Below are 19,835 nucleotides of genomic sequence, written 5' to 3'. Positions count from 1 at the left end.
GCCTAACTAAGAAGAAAACACGCTTCAGCGCTTCTGAACGATGCGCTGCTCGATCTTGCCGAGCCGCACCACTGTCACGCCGGGGCGCAACTGGCGCAGCGAAGGCATCACGAGAATACAGTCGTCGTAGGGCGTGACTACGGGCTCGCCGTTGGACCAGCCGATCACGGCGCCGGCCTTGGGGAACACTTCGAGGCCCGTGTACTCGCCTGCGAAACGGAAGTCCATGCTCTTCGCCACTACGGGTTCTGTCACGCGCACGACGCGCATTTCCGGCGGCAGCGGTTGCAGCCAGTCCGTAGGCAGATCCGCTTCGTCCACGACACCCGCGAGCAGCAGAAAGCGCGCCGTGACATCGCGCGCCACGGTCACGGCGCTCGTTTCCCAGTGCTGTCCGCACTCGATCAAGAGCGCGTTCTTCGCGCTCGCCGGGTCGCCGAAGCCTTCGTAGTCGCGCATGCGGCGGCCTTCCGGGTGGCCCTCGTCGCATATGACGGTGGCCGGCGCGCCAAGCCGCGCCGAGAGTTCGACGCCCTTGGCGAGCGGCCCCGCGACGATGAGCGGCATGCACTTCTCGTGCATCGAATGGAGGTCGAGCAGCAGATCGACGTCGTCGATCACGGGCCGCATCGCGCGGGCGCGGCGCAGTTCGCTCGATTCGCGCGCGAGGTCGTCCAGTGCCTGCGCGGTCCACACGCGATTGAAGTCCTGATCGACGAAACGCGCGGCGTCGGGGTGCGCGGGGTCGAAGCGGCGGTAGGCCTCCACGTTCGCGAACGCGAGCGTGAGCTTGCCGCGTCGCGGCCGCAGCCGCCCGCGCAGCAGCGCATCGACGACGATTGCGCCGCACACCTCGTTGCCGTGTGTGAGCGCATTGATCATCACATGCGGGCCGGGCGCGCCCGAGTCGAACGTATGCACATAGGGGATGCCCGTTTCGCTGCGCTCGTGCGCGGCGATGTCGGGGAACGCGACTTCGATCGGATAGGTGCTCATGCAAGCCCTCCCTGGCAGAGGTATTTGATGGAGAGGTAATCGTCGAGCCCGTACTTCGAGCCTTCCCGGCCATAGCCCGATTCTTTGACGCCGCCGAACGGCGCCGCTTCGCTAGCGAGCGCGCCTTCGTTGATGCCGACGATACCCGCTTCGAGCTGCCGCGCGACGCGATCGATGCGGCGCACATCCTGGCTGTAAAAGTAGGCGGCGAGGCCATACGGTGTGTCGTTGGCGGCGTGGATCGCCTCGGCTTCGTCGTCGAAGCGGAACAGCGGCACAACGGGGCCGAAGGTTTCTTCGCAGCTTAGCTGCATGTCGGGCGTCGCGTTCGCGAGCACGGTGGGCGCGTACCAGTTCGCGCCCAGCTCGCTCAGGCGCTTGCCGCCCGTGAGCACGCGTGCGCCGCGGCTCACCGCGTCGTCCACGTGGCGGGCGATCTTTTCGACCGCACGCGCGTTGATCATCGGGCCGATCTGCGCGGCGGGGTCGGTCGCGGGCGCGACTTTCAAAGCCGCCACGCGCGTGGCGAGCTTGTCGGCGAAGCGCTCGAACACGCCCGCTTGCACGTACACGCGATTGGGGCACACGCAGGTCTGGCCGCCGTTGCGGAACTTCGCGGCCATGAGGCCAACAACTGCGGCGTCGAGATCCGCGTCGTCGAACACGATGAACGGCGCGTTGCCGCCTAGTTCGAGCGAGAGCTTCTTCAACGTGCCCGCCGATTCCTTCGCGAGATGCTTGCCCACGGGCGTCGAGCCGGTGAAGGTGATCTTGCGCACCCGGGCGTCCGCGAGCCAGTCGGCGACGGCTGTCACGCCGCGCTCGCGCGACGCGCAGATGAGATTGAGCACGCCGGGCGGCACACCCGCCTCGTGCGCGAGCATGACGAGTGCGAGCGCGGTGAGCGGCGTGTCCTCGGCGGGCTTGCCGACCACCGTGCAGCCCGCGGCGAGGGCAGGGGCGATCTTGCGCGCGATCATCGCGAGCGGGAAGTTCCAGGGCGTGATCGCCGCAACCACGCCAACGGGCTCCTTCACCGCGCTCATGCGCTTGCCGCGCTGCTGCTGCGGGATGAGATCGCCGTAGATACGCGTGGCTTCGTCGGCGAACCAGGCGACGTAAGTCGCGCCATACATCGCTTCGCCGCGACCCTCGTGCAGGGGTTTGCCTTGTTCGAGCGAGATCAGCCGACCCAGTTCGTCGGCGTTCGCGACGATCAGCGCATGCCAGCGGCGCAGCACCGCGGCGCGTTCTGCGGGCAGCGTGTCGCGCCAGGCGGGGAATGCGCGGGCGGCGTCGTCGGTGGCGGCGCGTGCGTCGTTCGCATCGCTATCGGCGACCTCGGCGATCGTTTGGCCGGTCGCGGGATCGGTCACGGCGAAGCGCGTACCGGAGGCCGCGCTCACCCATTGCCCGTCGATGAAATTGTCGCTGCGAATCAGCGCGCTCAAGGGATAACGCGTAGTCATATGCCGATTCCTTTCCGCACATGCGGAAGAAGATGGTTCGATGCCGGGAAGCGAGCGCGCACGACGAGCGCGCCGAAGCCGCGAGGTTTCGGCGCGCAGCGCGCGCGAGAATACGGAGGCGGGACGCAGGAGCGCGAGGCGCGTGCCTCACGTGCGTCGCCCATGCTCAGGAATGCAGGTTCTGCGAGAACAGCGTTTCGAGCGGGTAATGCGTCTTGATGAACGCCGTCTTGATGATCACGTAGCTGAAGTACTTTTCGATGCCGATATCGCGCTCCAGCAGCCCCTCGACAATGCTCTGATAATGGCTCACGCTGCGCGCGACGAACTTCAGCAGATAGTCGTAGCCGCCGCTCGCGAGATGGCACTCGACCACCTCGTCCACCTCGCGTATTGCCTTCTCGAACTTGATGAAGTCCTCGCGGCGATGGTCGGCGAGCGTGACCTCGGTGAACACCATCTGCACGTCGCCCAGTTTTTCCAGCTGGATCTGCGCGCCGTAGCCGACGATGAACCCCGCCTTCTCCAGACGTTTTACGCGGATCAGGCAGGGGCTTGGCGACAGCCCGACTGCGTCGGCCAATTCGACATTCGTGATGCGCCCCCGCTTCTGCAGTTGCGAGAGGATGCGCAGATCGATTCGGTCCAGCTTGCAGTCGTTGCTCATCGCGATGGGGGCGGCCCTGCATGTCGAAGTGTCGAGTGATGTTATCACGCGGCGACACGGGCGCTGACCCCATTCTTCGCGCCGTTTCCGGCCTTCAATGCGGCGCGCACTTCGGGCTGCGCAAGCACGTCGTCGAGCGTTTTTTCGAGGCGCTCGAACAGCAGGTCGAACTCGCTTTCGGTGTACGAAAGCGCGGGCGCGAAGCCGAGAATGCCGTCGCCGAACGCGCGGAATACGAGGCCGTTGCCGTACGCGGCGGCGGCAATGCGATCGGGCAGGCCGAGCGCTGCGTCGAAGCGCGGCTTGCTCTCCTTGTCGGCGACGAGTTCGAGCGCGCCGAGCAGCCCGCGGTGACGCGAGTCGCCCACGAGCGGGTGGGCGAGCAGCGCGTCGAGCCCCTGAGCGAAGCGCGGCGCGTGCGCAACGCCGTTCGCGAGCAGGCCGCCTTCGTGATAGAGGCGCATGACTTCGATGCCGATAGCCGCGCTCACCGGGTGCGCCGAATAGGTGTGGCCGTGGCCGATCACAGCGGCGGCGTCGCCATCGGCAATGCCTTGATAAATGGCATCCGACATCAGCACGGCGCCCATCGGCGCGTAGCCTGCCGTGAGGCCCTTGGCGACGGTCATCAGATCCGGCTCGACGTCTTCGGCCTGGCAGGCGAAGAGCGGACCCGTGCGGCCAAAGCCCGTGATCACCTCGTCGGCGACGAACAGGATATCGAGCTTGCGGCACGCTTCGCGCATGGCTTTCAGCCAGCCAACGGGTGGCACGATCACGCCGCCCGAACCCTGGATCGGTTCGCAGAAAAACGCGGCGACGTTTTCGGCTCCGAGTGCTGCGACCTTCGCTTCGAGCGCGGCGACCGAAGCGGCGATGAGCGCCGCGTCGTCCGCATGCTCGCTGCGATACGCATAGGGCGAGGGAATGTGATGCTGCGTGGCGAGCGGCAAGTCGAAGTTGCGATGGAACGCGGGCAACGCAGTCAGCCCCGCGCCGACTGCCGACGAGCCGTGATAGCCGCGCTCCTGCGCGACGATGTGCTTTTTCGCGGGGCGGTCCGTGGCGTTGTAGTAGTGCGTGATGAAGCGCAGCGCCGAATCGACTGCATCCGAGCCGCCCAGCGTGAAGTACACGTGCTGCAGCGAAGCGGGCGCGCGCTCCACGAGCAGCGCGGCCAGTTCGATGGCGGGCTCCGAGCCGAAGTGGAAATAGCCCGTGGCGTAGGGCAGACGCGCCATCTGACGCGCGGCGGCTTCGACGACGCTTTGATGGCCGTAGCCCGTGTTGACGCACCAGAGGCCGGAGAACGCGTCGAGCAGTTCGTGGCCGGCGGCGTCGCGCAGGAACACGCCCTGGGCGGATTCGAGCACGGTCACGCCGCGCGCTTCGTGCGCGCGGTAGTTCACGACGGGATGGATCAGATGTTTGCGGTCGGCTTCAATGAGCGAGCGATTCGGCATGGTTCGGTTCCCGGCGGATGAGTCAGAGGAGTGCGGCGCCTGGCCGTTGATTGGGCGTTGGCTGGCCGTTGATTCACCGTTCCATGCTACCGGGCCGATACCGGTGCGCGTTTCGCCAAATCATTCGCGAAATAGCGTGTTTGTGGCGTTTTGATCGCGGGGCGCAGCATATTGTGCTGCGCCCTCGGCACGGCCACGAGCCTCAATAGCCGCGCGTCCGGTCGATGAGGCCGAGCATCGGCACGCCGTCGCGGTGGCGGCGGATATTCTCGAGCACGACATCGACGGCCGTTTCGGGCCGCGTGGCGCTGGCAATGTGCGGCGTGAGGCGCACACGTGGATGCGTCCAGAACGGATGCTCCGGCGGCAGCGGCTCGGGGTCCGCGACGTCGAGAATTGCATTGCGCAGGTGAGCACTGTCGAGCGCGTCGAGCAGCGCTCGCTGGTCCAGTTGCGGCCCGCGTCCGACGTTGATGAACGACGCGCCCTGCGGCAGCTTCGCGAAGAGCGTGGCGTCGAGCAGGCCGCGCGTGGCTTCGGTGAGCGGCAGCAGACAGATGAGGATATCGGTGCGCGCGAGGAAGGCGTCGAGCGCCTCGGCACCCGCGTAGCATTCCACGCCGGGCAAGGCGCGCGGCGAGCGACTCCAGCCCGCGCATGCAAAGCCGAAAAGGCCCAGGCGTTCGAGCACCGCGCTGCCCAGCATGCCGAGCCCCAGCACGCCAACGCGGCGCGACGCGGCGGCGCGCACGGGCAGGGCGCGCCACACGCGCTGCTGCTGTTGCAGGGCGTAGTCGAACAGATCGCGATGGATGGTCAGGACCGATTGCATCACGTACTCGACCATCCCCTCGACGATGCCCGGCTCGATCATGCGCACCACGGCGACATGCTCCGGCACGCCGGAAAGATCGAACTGGTCGATGCCCGCGCCGACGGAGAAGATCACTTCGAGATTGGGCAGCGTGCGCACGGGGTCCTCGGGCGGCTGCCACGCCGCGAGATAACGCACGGCGGCGGGGTCGCCGGTATCGGGCCAGAGGCGGAACGGGATCTCGGGAGCCTTGTGCGCGAAAAGCTGCGCCCATTGCTTGCCGCGCTCGGGGTCGGCCTTGTAGAGGAGCGTCATGAAGCCGATTCCCGCGCTCAGCCTAGCGCCTGATTGACGATGGCGAATTGCAGCACGCCCGGATCGGGCGCGGGCGCGCCGTTGCGCGCCATCTTCACGACCGTGTCGACGCGCCCGAGGCCGAGCGATTCGAGCCAGGGGCCGAGGCCCTGCTCGTCGGGGGTATCGAGGCGCGTGAAGGCGCCCGCGTTGGCGGCGAGGCGGTTGGCGATCAGCGCTTTGGCGCGCTCCATGTGCAATCCATCGTCCGCGGCGACGGCCACCGGACCGATCGCATGGCCGCGGCCGAACGGGCGCAACAGCGCGAAGCCGAGCACCGTGTCGCCGCGCACCAGCGCGACGCCTTGTGATACATCGAGCAGCGGCGGCACGAGTGCGCTGCGGTCGAGCCCGCTCGCGCGCGACGCGAGTTCGATGAGGCGCGGCGTATCGCCCGGTTCGAGCGGCCGCAAACGCTCGCCCTGCGGCGGCTCGACAATCGGCGCCGCAAAGCGGTCGCCCTGGTGCTGATGCAGCAGGCCAATCTTCCTGAAGCCGAGCTTTTCGTAGAGCGGCTGGCCTGCCTCGGTGGCGTGCAGCACGGTCATGCGCGCTCCGAGCACTTCGAGCAGGCGCTCCATCAGCAACCGGCCGATGCCGCGGCCTTGCTGGTCGGCCGAGACGATCACGAGCCCGAGCGTCGCGCCATGTTTGCCCCACGGCCAGCATAGTGCGGTGCCCACCACGGTGGTGCCTTCGCGAACCACGAAGCCTTGCCCGGCCGCGGCGGCGAAACGCCAGTCGTCGCTACGATGCGGCCAACGGAATTGCAGGGAAAGCGCGTGGGCGCCCTCGATGTCGGATTCGGAGAAAGTCTCGCAGACGAGGCTCGAGGACGCAGGCTGGCCGGACACGGCGGGCTCCTTGATCGAAGGTCGATGGCTCACTTTGACAGGACGCGCGCGCCAGGAATAGGACGATCCTGCTGTGCGGCCGATCGAATCCGCTTCTGAGCTTGCTTCTGAGCCTGGCGCGGATCAAGGCCCGCTGCCGCGGGCCGTACGCACGGTCAAGTGGTTCGACACCGACGTGACGCCGTTCACCGACCCGGCCGCGTCGCCGGCCCGCGCTATCTGCGATTTGTGCGGTACCGACCCCGTCAACGAGACAACGCCGTCACGCGCCGTGACGTGAATGTTGGCGAAATTCAGCCCTGTTGTGCGCGTGAAGGCCCGGCGGACGTCACGCACCAACGCACTGTCCGATCGGCCCGACTGCGCGGGCGCGCCTTCTTGAGCGGAGGCGTCGCCGGGCGCGCTCGCGGCCGTTTGTGCGTGCGCATAGCCCGCGCAACTCGCGATGGCCACGAGCACCAGCGCGCGGGCGATTTGGCGTTTACCGTTAGTTTTCATCCTTCTTCCCTTTGCCAGGTTCTGCAGGTTCCCCAAGGTTCCGCGCCCGCCGCCAGACAGCATCGAAACCAAGCGGCGGATCAGTACGTTGTAGGTGAAATCTCTGGCGAGGAGAAGAAGGCTGCCAGGAGGTCGCCGACAACCCATGGTGCATGCGTGGACGGCGCCTCCTGCGTAGCGCCTACTTTCCTTGAAGAAGCAGCCCGAGCGGCGCGAGCGGGCCCACCGGCAGCAGATCGAACGCGAGGATGCCGGCCTGGGCGAGCGGTAGCGTATCCAGCGTAGCCTTCACATCGTCGACCGAGCCCGAGCTCATGAGAAACACCACGCCCGGTTTGTCCTGGCGAAACCAGTACTGCTCAATTTTGTCGTCCAGGTAGAGCTTGAGCGTGGCCGGCACTTCGTGCGGCATGATCTCGTCGCGCTGCGCGGGCGTGAGTTCCTTGACGATCGATCCAATGGCGAGAACCTTCATGACAACCTCCTTGATCTATGTTTGTTGCGACTTGCAACACGATTGAGTGTATCGTTGGGGTCTCGTCGGCTGTACTGTCACAAACGACAACTTTAGAGGCATTTACGCCATGCGCATTGCTGTCCTGGCTCTCGACGGCGTCTTCGATACCGGGCTCTCCGTTACGCTCGACGCGTTCTCTGCCGCAAACAAGCTTTCGGCCGCGACCATGGGTGGCGTTCCGCGTTTCGACGTCACGCTCGTGGGGGTGAGAAAGCGGGTGCGCTCGGCTCACGGCCTCGCGGTGCCGGTGCAGCCGGTCGCGCCGGACTCGAAGCCCGATTGGGTGATCGTGCCGGCGTTGGTGACGTTATCTGCGCAGGAGCTGATGCAGTCGTTCGAGCGCCGGGACGTCGGAGAGGGCATGGCGCGTTTGCTCGAATGGCAAGCGGGGGGCGCGCGAGTCGGTGCTTCGTGCGTGGGGACGTTCATCCTCGCGGAGGCGGGGCTGCTCGATCATCGCGAAGCCACGACCAACTGGTCGCTCGCGCCGTTCTTCCGGCAACGCTATCCGCATGTTCAGTTGAACGAATCGCGCATGCTCGTGCCTTCGGATATTGGCGTGACGGCCGGCGCGGCCATGGGGCATCTCGATCTCGCGCTCTGGCTGATCCGCTCGGCGAGCCCCGAACTGGCATCGCTCGTATCGCGCTATCTGCTGGCCGACATTCGCTCTTCGCAGGCGCCGTACATCATCCCGAATCATCTGGCGCAGGCCGATCCGCTCATTCAGCGCTTCGAACAATGGGCGAGAAAAAATCTCAAGTCGGGATTCTCGCTGCAGGACGCCGCGAAGGCGCTGGCAACGAGCTCGCGCTCATTGCAGCGCCGCTGCCAGGAGGTGCTCGGCAAGTCGCCGCTGGCGTACTTTCAGGATTTGCGGGTCGAGCACGCGCAGTCGCTGCTGCGCAGCGGCAAGCTCGACCTGGAAAGGATCGCCGCCGAAGTCGGTTACGGCGACGGCGCGACGCTGCGCAGCCTGTTGCGGCAGCGGTTGGGAAGAGGGGTGCGGGAACTGCGTGCCGACTTGTTGTGAACGGGCGGCTTTTCTACGGCGCGACGCCAAGCACCGTGAGATGCATCTCGCGGCGCTCGACAAAGCCCAGGGTGCGATAGATGGAAATGGCGCCGTGATTCGACGTCAGCACGTGCAGGAACGGTGTCTCGCCGCGCGTGCTGATTGCCGCCATCTGCAGTTGCATGAGGCCCGCCGCGAGCCCTTGCCCCCTGAAGGCCGGGTCCACGCATACGGCGCTGATTTCGGTATACCCTTCGATCTTCATGCGTTCGCCGGCCATGGCAACGAGTTTGCCCTCTCTGCGCACGCCAAGGTAGCCGCCGAATTCGATGGTGCGCGGGCCAAACGGGCCGGGCTGCGTTGCCGCGGCCAGCGCGAGCATCTCCGGCACGTCATGCTCCGTTAGCTGGACGTGCTCCAGCGCGGTGGGCGCAGGCGCTTCGCCTTGCCAGACCATTTGCAGCAGCGTGGCGTGCCGGATCAGCGCGAAGCCGGCGGGTGGCTCCACGGCATCCAGCGTGGTCAGGGCAACGGGTGCATGCTCTTCGATCAGTCCTCGCAAGGCGTCGAACGATTCAGGCGTGGTGTCCGTCATCGCCGCAAAGGGGGCGACGGCGGGCACATACCGCACCGCGCGATCGTTCCCAACGGCAAGATGGCGCTGGCGGCCGGTCAGCGCGTGCCCTGGCACGTTGTCCAGCGCGGTTGTGCTGCCCGCAGGTTTCGTTGCCAGCACATCGAACATGATTCGCGCTCCGGTAAGAGATGGGGACGGTTTGTGACGATAGTCTAGACGAGGTGCGTTCGGCGGACCATGGCCGAACGCGTCATCTTTGGCGTTATTCCCGCCAATGCCTTTCGTCACGCACCGCTTGCGAGCGCTTTGAGCACGGTGTCCAGTTCGACGCGCCCGCGAAGGATTTCATCGGCGGGCTTGGAGAAACAGATCCAGCCCTCGTTGAATCCGTCCAGCATGCGCGTACGCGGCAAGGGGTGCTTCATGCCTTGTGCCAGAAAGCGCGACTCCCATTCCTGCCGGTTCACCGCCACCGCGCGCACAGGCCTGCCAAGCACCCGGGCGAACGCGGAAGCAATGTCGTTGGCGCTCACGCGGCGCGGGCCCTCCAGCTCGACCACGCGTGTGCCGCTCCTTGTCTGCTGGAGCAAGTCGGCGGCGAGACGGCCGACGTCCGCGGTCGCGACCATCGGGACGGCGTGGTCGAGCGGTTGCAGGTAGCTCTCGATCACGCCGTTGTCGCGCGCGCACGCGACGTCCCACGCAGCGTTCTCCATGAACCAGCCAGGCCGCAGGAAAGTCACCGGCACAGGCAGCGCGGCTAGCGCCTGCTCCATCAGCGAGAGTTGCGTGAGCAGATTGCTCTCTTGCGCCTGCGCGCCGATGGTCGAGAGACAAACGACTTTCGCGGGCCGTGCGTTGTGGATCGCGGTGCAAACGGCATCGATGACCGCGCGTGATTCCGGAAAGCCCGGCGAGGGATCGAACTGCGGAGGCAGCAGGATGAACACGCCCTGCGCGCCGCTGAATGCAGCGGTAAGCGCTGCGGCGTCTTCCATGCTTGCCGTCGCCAGCTCGCATCCTTGTGCTTGCCACGACGCGGCGCGCGCAGTGTTGCGCACGACTGCCCGCACCGGTTGCCCCGAGGCAAGCAGCGCACGGGCGAGTGCGCCGCCCACTTTTCCGGTAATGCCTGTAATTGCGTACACTTGAAACCCTCCGCATGCGACGACGAGATTGTCGAAAAGCCGAACACGATGGCAGCAAGGTGCTGCCCGGTTCCGTTTCGGTGAGACGCATTCTGGACGCATGGCGGCCGAAGCTAAATGCCGCGAAGGGCACTAGATCAGTGACTCGCGCGCACGAATCGGATGGCCGATCCATCATCGCCAAAGGCTGCTTTAGGGCCGCCGTGCCGGCTGCCATTGGAACGACGACATTGAGAACAACGACACTCGAGAACATTTCCGGCGCGATCAGCGTGTTTGCCGCCGTCGTCGACGCGGGGACGTTTGCCGCCGCGGCAGACGTGCTCGGCATGTCGCCGCCAGGCGTGAGCCGCGCGATTGCGAGGCTGGAGAAGCGGCTCGATATCCGGCTCTTCAATCGCACGACGCGCTCGATTTCGCTCACCGAAGGCGGGCGCCGTTTCTACGAGCAGGTCGTCCCGCATCTCGCGGGGCTCGAGGAAGCGGCCATCGCGGCATCGGGCAATGCGTCGGCGGTGCGCGGCAGGCTGCGGGTGAATCTGGACCCGGTGTGCTATCGGGCAGTTCTCGGCACGGATCTCGACCCGTTCATGGACGCCCATCCCGAACTCGAGATCGAACTGATCGCGAGAGATAGTCTTGGCGACCTGGTGGCGGAGGGATTCGATGTTGCGATGCGATTCGGCAAGCCGCGATCCTCCACGCTGGTTGCCCGCAAGCTGCTCGATACCGCCGTCGTGACGGTCGCGGCGCCAGGCTATCTCTCGCGCTGGGGCAGGCCGCTGCGCCCCGAAGATCTCGAAGGCCCCGCTCACCGGTGCCTCGAATTCCGCGACCCCGAGACAGGCAAGCCCTATCCCTGGCAGTTTCATCGCAAGCGCAAGCATGTCGTGGTGTCGACGCGTGGGCGGCTCACAGTGAACGATCCGGGCGCCTTGCTCAATGCGTGCCTGGCCGGTTCCGGCATTGCGCAAATGCTGCTTCTCGGCGCCGAGCCTCTGATTGCCGATGGCAGGCTGGTGAATTTGTTCCCCGACTGGCCCGACGAACGCTTCCCGCTATACGTCTACTATCCGTCGCGGCACTACACGCCCGCGAAGACGCGCGCATTCATCGATTTCATCGTCGCCTGGGCCGCGGCGCATTGATCGCGGCGACATCACAGCGGTACGCGTTGCCGGCATACCGTGAGCACGAGGTGCCGCAGCCAGCGATGGACGGGATCGGCCTCGATGCGCGGATGCCACATCTGCGACACCGTGATTTTTTCGGTCGTGACCGGCAGCTCGAAAACGTGGATTCCAGCGGACTGGGGCGATTCGTGCAGTTCGTCCTGTTGGTCCTGCGGTTGTTCACGGTGATTGCACAGAAACGATCCGGGCACGAGCGCGATCAGATCGGAGGCGCGTGCCACGGCTAGCGCGGCAGGGAAGCTGGGCACCACGGCGACGATCGTTCTTTCCAGTCCCAGCGCGGCCAATGCAGCATCGACCGGTCCGTTGCCGCGGCCGCTTCGCGACGCAACAACGTGCCCGAAAGCGACATATCGTTCGGCGCTCGGCCCGCGCTCCTGCGCTAGCGGATGGCCCGTTCTGACGACGCCCACGAAGCGGTCCCTGAAGAGCGCCTGTACGCGAATTTCCGGACCCATCTCGCCCAGCACGCCGATTTCGAGGTCGGCCGAACCCTCGCGCAAATGTGTCGACGTCTTCTCCGCCTTGGGCGCGAAGCGCAAGCGCACGAATGGCGCGACCGCGGTGGCCGCGGCGATGAGCGGCGCGCCGAAGGCTTCCACGAAACCATCGTTGGCGCGAATCGTGAAGGTCCGCTGCAAGGTGGCGAGATCGGGCTCGGCGGCCGACGGCACAAGGACGGCGCGTGCTTCGTGAACCGCGTTTCGCGTGCGCTCGCGCAGCGCCTGCGCATGCGGGGTGAGCACCATGTCGCGGCCGGCGCGAACGAGGAGCGGGTCGCCGGTCGCCTCGCGAAGGCGGGTCAAGGTCCGGCTCGTTGCCGAGGCGCTCAACCCCAGTCGACGCGCCGCGCCGACCACGCTGCCGTCGTCGAGCAATGCGTCGAGCGCGATGAGGAGATTCAGGTCGGGTTCAGACATGCCCGATGCTAGCACGGGTTTTTTTGGCATGGCGTTCCGTGCAACTTATAGCTGCAAGGCATGCGTCTTCCGCCATGTCTGAGGCGCCACTATATTTCCCATCTCCACTGAATACAGGGAAATAGCCATGCAGGAATCACCGCACGCAAAGACGGTTCTTCTCATCGGCGCATCGCGCGGACTTGGCTTTGCCATGGTCGAGGAATATCTCAAGCGCGGCTGGCGCGTAATGGCCACCGGCAGGGCGGGCTCGATGGGCCGGCTTGCGCAGGCGGCGCAGGCCTCGCAAGGTGCGCTTGAAGTCGACACGGTCGATATTACGGTGCCGGAGCAGGTCGCGGCACTCCACGATCGCCTTCAGGATCGCCGGGTGGACATGCTCTTTGTGAACGCCGGCGTCACAAATGACCATCGTGAAACGATTGCAGATGTTTCAACCGATGAGTTCGTTCGCGTGATGGTGACGAACGCGTTGAGTCCGATGCGCGTCGTCGAGGCATTTCAGGACCTCGTGCGGCCGGCCGGGACGATAGGCGTCATGTCGTCCGGGCAAGGCAGCGTGAGCAACAACACAAATGGCAACCATGAGGTCTACCGCGGCAGCAAGGCCGCGCTGAACATGTTCATGCGCAGCTATGCGGCGCGCCATCAAGACGAGGCGAAAACCTTGTTGCTCATGGCGCCGGGATGGGTACGCACGGACATGGGTGGCCCGCAAGCGCGCCTGGGCACCGAGGAGAGCATCCCCAACCTGGTCAGCACGATCGAAGCGTATGAAGGCCGCACCGGACTGCATTACCTCGACTACCTCGGGAGAGTCGTTCCCTGGTGAGCCATCTCGACAGGCTGGAGACGCGACTCGTGCTCAGTGCTTGCCCGGAAACGAGAACGTCGCACGCGCGCTGCCGTTGCCGGCGACGTTCACGCGCTGCGTCCTCGTTACCTCGTTATAGGTGGCGGTGATCGTATAGCGCCCGGTGGGCAGCCGCACGAGCATGTACGGACCGTGCGAACGCGTGTCGAGCACGGACGTGCCGCCTGCGTTCGTTATCTGTACCTGCACGTCCGCAACATAGCTCGAACCGGGACCGGTAAACAGCAGCGAGAGCGGCCACTGGCTGCGCGCATGCCGCAGCGCCGTGGACTCGTCGCGGCCGACCCCGCCGGACACGAACGAGACGTCACCTTGCTGCTCCGTTTGTGGCATGCCCGTTTGCGCGAGTGCGCTGCTTGCCAGAGCGAATGCGCACGTTGCAGCGAGCAGGGTCGAAGCGATTCGGGGAACCTTGCGTTGCCTTTCCATCGTGGCCACTCCTTACAGTGATGTCGATTTCGCGCACGCAGGCGCGAGCGCCGCCGGTTCTGCAGGCCTCGTAACAGATTAGCTTCTTTCGGCCCGCGACGCGCTCTGCACGCTGCGTTCACGGGGCGCCGCACCGCCTTCGCGAGCGTCATGCAAATCACATCGAATTCTGAATTTCCGTTGCGTTCGCAACAATCTCATTACTCATTGCTTACGAGTTCCTGTCTATTTCACGCCTTTCATGCGTGTCAGCTACCGCCAGCCGGGAAAACACCGAGATAAAAGCTCGTAAGGCTACTCAATAGTTTTTATATGATTATTTGGAGTTTTGCTACATCAACCGGCGAGGTCCACGCGGACGTACAAAAGCAAACGTTTGCGCATCGCGGCTCAACCGGTTTCCCCCCGTAGGAAGTTTGCCGGCGCCTGACGCGGCCGGCCGCTCTGCCAGACCCTGCTTACCGGGTCTGATCAGTACTCCATAACGTACTCGAACTCTCGGAGAGACATATGAGGATCACCCGTTGGCCCACCGCCGCCGTGCTGGTTGCGATGGCCGCTACGGCCCATGCCGGCGAAAGCAGCAACGACGTACCTTATCCGTTGCCGATGCCGTTGATGGCCGTCCCCCAGAACCTCGGCGCGCACGTTCGTGCCGACCTGCTGCTCAAGCGCATGACGCAGGACGAGAAGCTCCAGTTCATCCATTCCGAATACCAGATGAGCGCCGTGCCGGGCGGCGGCGCGGGCTATATTCAGGGCGTGCCGCGTCTGGGCATTCCCGACCTGAATATGGTTGATTCCGCAACGGGCTCAGGCAGCACGAGCCAGAAGAGCACGACCTTTCCGGCGACGATCGCGCTCGCGGCAAGCTGGGACCCGTACCTCGCGCGCGACTTCGGCGCGCGCATAGCCGACCAGTTGCGCGAGCAAGGATTCGGCATGGGTCTGGGCGGCGGCACGAACCTCGCGCGCGAACCGCGCGGCGGGCGTCTCTTCGAGTACCTCGGCGAAGACCCCGTGCTGGCGGGCGAAATGCTGGCGGCGCGCACCATCGGTACGCAAAGCCAGCAGGTGATCGCCACGATCAAGCACTACGTGGGCAACGAACAGGAAACGGGGCGGCAGGGCGGCAACAGCCAGATCGACGAACGCACGCTGCGCGAACTCTATCTGCTGCCGTTCGAAATCGCGGCGAAGGAAGCGCGGCCGGGCAGCGTGATGTGCAGCTACAACCGCCTGAACGGCACCTACGCGTGCGAGAACACGCATGTGCTGACCGACGTGCTGAAGAAGGACTGGGGCTTCCAGGGCCAGGTGCAGTCGGACTGGGGCGCGGCGCATAGCACGGCCCCGGCGATCAACGCGGGTCTCGACGAGGAAGAGGACGTGGGCCCGACGGTCTATCTCACGCCCGATCTGGTCAAACAGGCGATCGCCTCGAAGGCCGTCTCGCAGGACCGCCTGGACGACATGGTGCGGCGTAAGCTCTATGTGATGATCAGCACGGGCGTGCTGGACCATCCGGCGCAGGGCGGTGCCACGATCGACTTCGCGAAGTACAACGTGTTCACGCAGGCCGCAGAGGAACAATCCATCGTTCTCCTGAAGAACGACAACAGCCAGTTGCCGCTTTCGGCGCCGAGCCTGCACAAGATCGCGGTGATCGGCGCTCACGCCGATACGGCCGTGCTGACTGGCGGCGGCTCGGGCAATACGCGCGATCCGGTCACGGGCAACTTCTCGGGCTGCGGCGGGCTCACGTTCGCTTCGTCCACAGGCTGCGGCTGGTGGACCAACCCGTGGCTCAAGCTCAATACGCCTATCACCCAGGCGATCCAGCAGCTCGCGCCTTCGGCGCAGGTGAGCTTCGCGGGCAACACCGACCAGACGCAGCCGTTCCGCGCCTATACGCAGCAGGAGATCACCCAGGCCGCGACGCTCGCCAGCCAGTCCGATGTCGCGATCGTTGTCGTGGCGCAGCCAGCGGGTGAGGACTTCGGCGATCTGCAAAGCCTGAGCCTCGCGAACCCCTCGAATCAGGATCAACTGGTCGAAGCCGTTGCGAAGGCCAACTCGCGCACGATCGTGATCATCGAGAGCGGCAATCCGGTACTGATGCCCTGGAAGGACCAGGTCTCGGCAATCGTCGAGGCATGGTACCCGGGCGAAGGTGGCGGCAAGGCGATCGCGAACGTGCTGTTCGGTCAGGTGAACCCTTCGGGCAAGCTGCCTGTCACGTTCCCGGTACACGATCAGGACACGCCTACGTGGGGGACGAACGGCGCCTTCGCGACCGATCCCGTGTACTCCGAAAAGTTGGACATGGGCTATCGCTGGTATGACGCGAACAACATCACGCCGCTTTACGAGTTCGGCTATGGCCTTTCGTATACGCACTTCAGCTATTCGGGACTGACGGTGAAGCAAGGCCCGGGACATACGCTCACGGCGTCGTTTACGGTGCGCAACGATGGCCGCGTAGCCGGTGCGGAAACGGCACAGGTGTATCTGGGCGTGAGTTATGCCGGCGAGCCGCCGCGTCGTCTGGTTGGCTTCCAGAAGGTGTTCCTGAAGCCGGGGCAGTCGCAACCGGTGCGCGTGACGATCACCGAACGTGCACAGAGCGTTTGGGACACGTCGCATAACGACTGGGCTTACGTGTCCGGCGGCGCGGTGTATGTGGGCGCCTCGTCGCGCGATATCCGCCTGCAGAGCCGGTAAGCAGGAGGGCGTAAGGAGGCTGCGTTGCGGCCTCTGTTTTCTATTCTCGAAAACGGCCGGCTCGCGAACGTTTGCGAGCCGGTTGAATATTGAATTTGCAATGCTTTTCGTGTCTATCATTCGCGCGCGCAAGAAAGCGAATGCGTATTCCCGCAAACATAAATAACTTCCGCGGGTAATCCCCATTCATTCAGAATAGGGAACGCGGGTAGACTTACCCACCCGTCCGTGGGCCTTCCTCCGTTTGCGCGTTTTCCAGATACACGCCGTCACGCTTTACTGTGACTCTGTCTCGTAGTGCCGCGCGCACGTGACGCATGGAAGCTGAACCAAGAAGAATACTAAATCAGCCATGAGACTGATCACACGCGCTGTGAACTGGATTACCGAAGGCAACCGCCGCGGCCGACTCATTGTGGTGCTCGTCCCTGTGTGGGTCAGTGCCGTAGCGGCGGCCGTGCTCGCCCAGTGCTCCCGTGCTGTCATAGCGTGGCCCGTCGCGGCGCTCGCTTGCACCGGCATGCTATTGCTGCTGCGCCTCTCCCGGCGCCTTGGCGCCCGTTTGCGCTTGAGCGAGGAGCGCCTCAGCCTCGGATTCGAGGGCATCAATGCCGGACTATGGGACTGGGACCTGGTCAGCGACCGTGCCTACTATTCCCGCTATCTGTACCAGCAACTCGGCTATGGCGACGGCGACCTCCCCATGGACACCCGCGCTTTCAACGCGCTCGTGCATCCTGCGGATCTGCTCCGTTTGCGCGAGACCATCATCAACCATCTGAAGCATGACAGCCTCTACGACGTCGAGTACCGGCTGCGAATGGCCGATGGTCGATACCTGTGGTGCCGGGGACGCGGCAAGGCCATACGCGATGAAAGCGGCCGGGCCACGCGCATCGTCGGTTGCCTCTTCGATATCTCCGGGCTGAAGCGGGCAGAAGCGGCCGCCGCGAAGGAAAAGAGCCTCACCGAGGCCACGCTCGCTTCGATCGACGACGGCGTGATCCGCATGGACAACCAGGCGAGCGTGACCTATTGCAACGCCGCCGCCGAGCGCATGCTCGGGCGTCCCTCGCGCGATATTTGCCAGAAGCCGTTGTTCGACGTGTGTGATCTCTACGACGAGCGCTCTGGCAATATCGTCACCGCGCAATGTCTGCACAACCGTGCAGCAGCGGCCGACGACGACGCGCAGCGCAGACTCTCGGTGACGCGCCCGGATGGCACGCTCCTGCCCGTGGCCTGTTCTGTGGCGACGATCCGCGACGACGAAGAGGAAATGATGGGCACGGTGATGGTGCTTCGAGACGCGAGCACGGAGCGCAAGCATGCCGCCGAACTCGAATATCAGGCTACGCACGATCATCTGACGGGTTTGCTGAACCGCCGCGAATTCGAGCGCCGGCTATCGGGCTTGCTCGAGAAGGCCGGGACACGCCCGCATGCGGTGATGTTCCTCGACCTCGATCAGTTCAAGGTCGTCAACGATACGTGCGGCCACGCTGCCGGCGACGAATTGATCCGCAGCGTGGGCACTGCGTTGAAACAACAACTGCGCGCCGCCCATATCCTCGCACGCCTGGGCGGTGACGAATTCGGCGTCGTGCTGCCGGAGTGCTGCATCGGCGACGCCATGCGGGTCGCGGAGGATCTGCGGGAGGCCGTGACGGTCATCCGGCTACCATGGGACCAGCGTTTGCTGACGACTGGTGTGAGCATTGGCGTGGTGGAGGTGGACGCCACGCAAATCTCGACGTGGGACATCATGAAGGCGGCCGACGTCGCCTGTTATATGGCCAAGGAAAAAGGCCGCAACCGCGTGCATCAGTACTGCCTCGAAGATCAGCTCCAGTCGACTACGCATACCCAGATGGAGTGGGTGGCCCGCGTGAAGGCGGCGCTCGAGCACGACCGTTTCTGCCTCTACGCGCAACAGATCAAGTCGCTCAAGGAGGGCGGTCCCGGCGAGGAAGTGCACGTCGAGTTGCTGCTGCGCATGGTCGACGAATCGGGTGGTGTGATTCCTCCCGCGTACTTCATTGGCGCCGCCGAGCGCTTCAACTTGATGCCGCTCGTCGACCGATGGGTGATCGGCCGTGCTTTCGAAGCCATCGCGGCGGGCCATCTTGCGGCAAACGTCTGGTCGATCAACCTCTCCGGCGCGTCGCTCGGCGACGAAGACTTGCTCGCGTACATCGTGCAGCAGCAGCAACGCTGCGCAATCAGCTTCGAAAGCGTCTGCTTCGAGATCACGGAAACGGCCGTGATCACCAACCTCTCGAAAGCGATTGCCCTCATGGAGAGCCTGCGAGCGCTCGGCTGCCGATTCGCGCTCGACGATTTCGGCTCCGGCATGTCCTCGTTCACTTACCTCAAGCGCCTGCCGGTGGACTATCTGAAGATCGACGGCAGCTTTGTGCGCGGGATTGCCAGCAGCGACCTCGATCGCACGATCGTCCAGTCCATTCACCAGGTGGCCCACGCCGCGGGCAAGGCAACCATCGCCGAATTTGTGGAAAGCGAGGCGATCATCGGGCGTCTCAGCGGCATTGGCATCGACTACGCACAAGGGTTTTGTGTCGGGTTGCCCCAGCCCCTTCCCGAAGGCGTCGTCGAGACTGTCGGCGCTTGATCGGCAACGACATCACTGCGCTCAAATTCGATTGTGCTCTGGGTCGGGCGCAGCTGCCGTACCCGATTTGGTGACAGAAGGGGCGACCTGTTACGCGTGGGTACCGCTGGCTGCCGAAAATCGGCGTAGCAGCCCCCAAAATAAATATTCGAAAGTCGCTTGACGATATCTGGAATGACCCGCATAATTCGCCTCCTTCGCTGATCGCTGCGAACGAAAACGAAGCGATTAAGACGAATTGCTCTTTAAAAATTTACAGCCGATAAGTGTGGGCGCTTGATGCGGTGGCGGCCTGATGTGGTTCTTCGGAGCGATATCGGGAGCAGCAAAAGTATCAAGAGTCTCACACTAAAGTAAGTCAGGTTTTTGAATTTATTCAGATACCTGTCAGCTTTGAGTGAGCGACCGGTTTCGAGAGAAACCGAAAACAGTAACAGGTTTAAACTGAAGAGTTTGATCCTGGCTCAGATTGAACGCTGGCGGCATGCCTTACACATGCAAGTCGAACGGCAGCGCGGGAGCAATCCTGGCGGCGAGTGGCGAACGGGTGAGTAATACATCGGAACATGTCCAGTAGTGGGGGATAGCCCGGCGAAAGCCGGATTAATACCGCATACGATCCATGGATGAAAGCGGGGGATCGCAAGACCTCGCGCTATTGGGGTGGCCGATGGCGGATTAGCTAGTTGGT

Annotated in this window: 17 protein-coding genes and 1 rRNA gene; 6 read left to right on the top strand and 12 right to left on the bottom strand. The window is 64.5% G+C overall.

Going from position 1 to position 19,835, the window contains the following annotated elements; translation table 11 throughout:
- Positions 1-24: 24 nt before the first annotated feature.
- The 8 genes from M3I56_RS31800 to M3I56_RS31765 form a co-directional block, all read right to left on the bottom strand.
- Positions 25-996: a succinylglutamate desuccinylase/aspartoacylase family protein gene (locus M3I56_RS31800; protein WP_254357319.1), complete on the bottom strand. Its 972-nt coding sequence runs from the start codon at positions 994-996 to the stop codon at positions 25-27.
- On the bottom strand, positions 993-2,465 hold the full coding sequence (locus tag M3I56_RS31795; RefSeq protein ID WP_254357317.1) for an NAD-dependent succinate-semialdehyde dehydrogenase: 1,473 nt from the start codon (positions 2,463-2,465) through the stop codon (positions 993-995). The genes M3I56_RS31800 and M3I56_RS31795 overlap by 4 nt, the downstream gene beginning before the upstream one ends.
- Positions 2,466-2,631: 166 nt before the next feature.
- Entirely contained in the window at positions 2,632-3,132 is a 501-nt protein-coding gene (locus M3I56_RS31790) for an Lrp/AsnC family transcriptional regulator (RefSeq protein WP_028207995.1), read from the bottom strand.
- A 44-nt stretch (positions 3,133-3,176) separates the two neighbouring features.
- A complete protein-coding gene (locus tag M3I56_RS31785) occupies positions 3,177-4,595 on the bottom strand; it encodes an aspartate aminotransferase family protein (protein WP_254357315.1) in 1,419 nt (472 codons plus the stop codon).
- A 202-nt stretch (positions 4,596-4,797) separates the two neighbouring features.
- On the bottom strand, positions 4,798-5,724 hold the full coding sequence (locus M3I56_RS31780; RefSeq protein WP_254357313.1) for a glyoxylate/hydroxypyruvate reductase A: 927 nt from the start codon (positions 5,722-5,724) through the stop codon (positions 4,798-4,800).
- A 17-nt stretch (positions 5,725-5,741) separates the two neighbouring features.
- The gene (locus tag M3I56_RS31775; RefSeq protein WP_254357311.1) at positions 5,742-6,617 is read right to left on the bottom strand and encodes a GNAT family N-acetyltransferase; all 876 of its coding nucleotides are present in this window, start codon (positions 6,615-6,617) and stop codon (positions 5,742-5,744) included.
- Between the two features lie 123 nt (positions 6,618-6,740).
- Positions 6,741-7,178: a BON domain-containing protein gene (locus tag M3I56_RS31770; protein ID WP_254357381.1), complete on the bottom strand. Its 438-nt coding sequence runs from the start codon at positions 7,176-7,178 to the stop codon at positions 6,741-6,743.
- 118 nt (positions 7,179-7,296) lie between these two features.
- Positions 7,297-7,590 carry a hypothetical protein gene (locus M3I56_RS31765; protein WP_254357309.1) on the bottom strand — a complete coding sequence of 98 codons (294 nt, stop codon included), beginning with the start codon at positions 7,588-7,590 and terminating at the stop codon, positions 7,297-7,299.
- 109 nt (positions 7,591-7,699) lie between these two features.
- Between M3I56_RS31765 and M3I56_RS31760 the strand changes: the two genes are divergently transcribed.
- Positions 7,700-8,665: a GlxA family transcriptional regulator gene (locus M3I56_RS31760; RefSeq protein ID WP_254357308.1), complete on the top strand. Its 966-nt coding sequence runs from the start codon at positions 7,700-7,702 to the stop codon at positions 8,663-8,665.
- Between the two features lie 13 nt (positions 8,666-8,678).
- Here M3I56_RS31760 and M3I56_RS31755 read toward each other — a convergent pair whose 3' ends face one another.
- Positions 8,679-9,392 carry a GNAT family N-acetyltransferase gene (locus tag M3I56_RS31755; RefSeq protein WP_254357306.1) on the bottom strand — a complete coding sequence of 238 codons (714 nt, stop codon included), beginning with the start codon at positions 9,390-9,392 and terminating at the stop codon, positions 8,679-8,681.
- Between the two features lie 116 nt (positions 9,393-9,508).
- Positions 9,509-10,372 carry an NmrA family NAD(P)-binding protein gene (locus tag M3I56_RS31750; RefSeq protein ID WP_254357304.1) on the bottom strand — a complete coding sequence of 288 codons (864 nt, stop codon included), beginning with the start codon at positions 10,370-10,372 and terminating at the stop codon, positions 9,509-9,511.
- 230 nt (positions 10,373-10,602) lie between these two features.
- On the opposite strand from M3I56_RS31750, the gene M3I56_RS31745 reads away from it, so the two are divergent.
- Positions 10,603-11,520: a LysR family transcriptional regulator gene (locus M3I56_RS31745; RefSeq protein ID WP_254357303.1), complete on the top strand. Its 918-nt coding sequence runs from the start codon at positions 10,603-10,605 to the stop codon at positions 11,518-11,520.
- A gap of 11 nt (positions 11,521-11,531) precedes the next feature.
- On the opposite strand, the gene M3I56_RS31740 is transcribed toward M3I56_RS31745, so the two are convergent.
- On the bottom strand, positions 11,532-12,485 hold the full coding sequence (locus tag M3I56_RS31740; protein ID WP_254357302.1) for a LysR family transcriptional regulator: 954 nt from the start codon (positions 12,483-12,485) through the stop codon (positions 11,532-11,534).
- 127 nt (positions 12,486-12,612) lie between these two features.
- Here M3I56_RS31740 and M3I56_RS31735 point away from each other — a divergent pair, with 127 nt between their 5' ends.
- Positions 12,613-13,317: an SDR family NAD(P)-dependent oxidoreductase gene (locus M3I56_RS31735; protein WP_254357301.1), complete on the top strand. Its 705-nt coding sequence runs from the start codon at positions 12,613-12,615 to the stop codon at positions 13,315-13,317.
- A gap of 33 nt (positions 13,318-13,350) precedes the next feature.
- Here M3I56_RS31735 and M3I56_RS31730 read toward each other — a convergent pair whose 3' ends face one another.
- On the bottom strand, positions 13,351-13,788 hold the full coding sequence (locus M3I56_RS31730) for a carboxypeptidase regulatory-like domain-containing protein (protein WP_254357300.1): 438 nt from the start codon (positions 13,786-13,788) through the stop codon (positions 13,351-13,353).
- 510 nt (positions 13,789-14,298) lie between these two features.
- Between M3I56_RS31730 and M3I56_RS31725 the strand changes: the two genes are divergently transcribed.
- The 3 genes from M3I56_RS31725 to M3I56_RS31715 all read left to right on the top strand — a co-directional run.
- A complete protein-coding gene (locus tag M3I56_RS31725; RefSeq protein ID WP_254357299.1) occupies positions 14,299-16,512 on the top strand; it encodes a glycoside hydrolase family 3 C-terminal domain-containing protein in 2,214 nt (737 codons plus the stop codon).
- Positions 16,513-16,864: 352 nt separating this feature from the next.
- On the top strand, positions 16,865-19,144 hold the full coding sequence (locus M3I56_RS31720; protein ID WP_254357298.1) for an EAL domain-containing protein: 2,280 nt from the start codon (positions 16,865-16,867) through the stop codon (positions 19,142-19,144).
- A 441-nt stretch (positions 19,145-19,585) separates the two neighbouring features.
- A 16S ribosomal RNA gene (locus M3I56_RS31715) occupies positions 19,586-19,835 on the top strand; the annotation flags it as partial.

This window comes from Paraburkholderia sp. CNPSo 3281, from assembly GCF_024206515.1.
GTDB lineage: Bacteria > Pseudomonadota > Gammaproteobacteria > Burkholderiales > Burkholderiaceae > Paraburkholderia > Paraburkholderia nodosa.
This window is presented reverse-complemented; position numbering and strand designations above follow the sequence as displayed.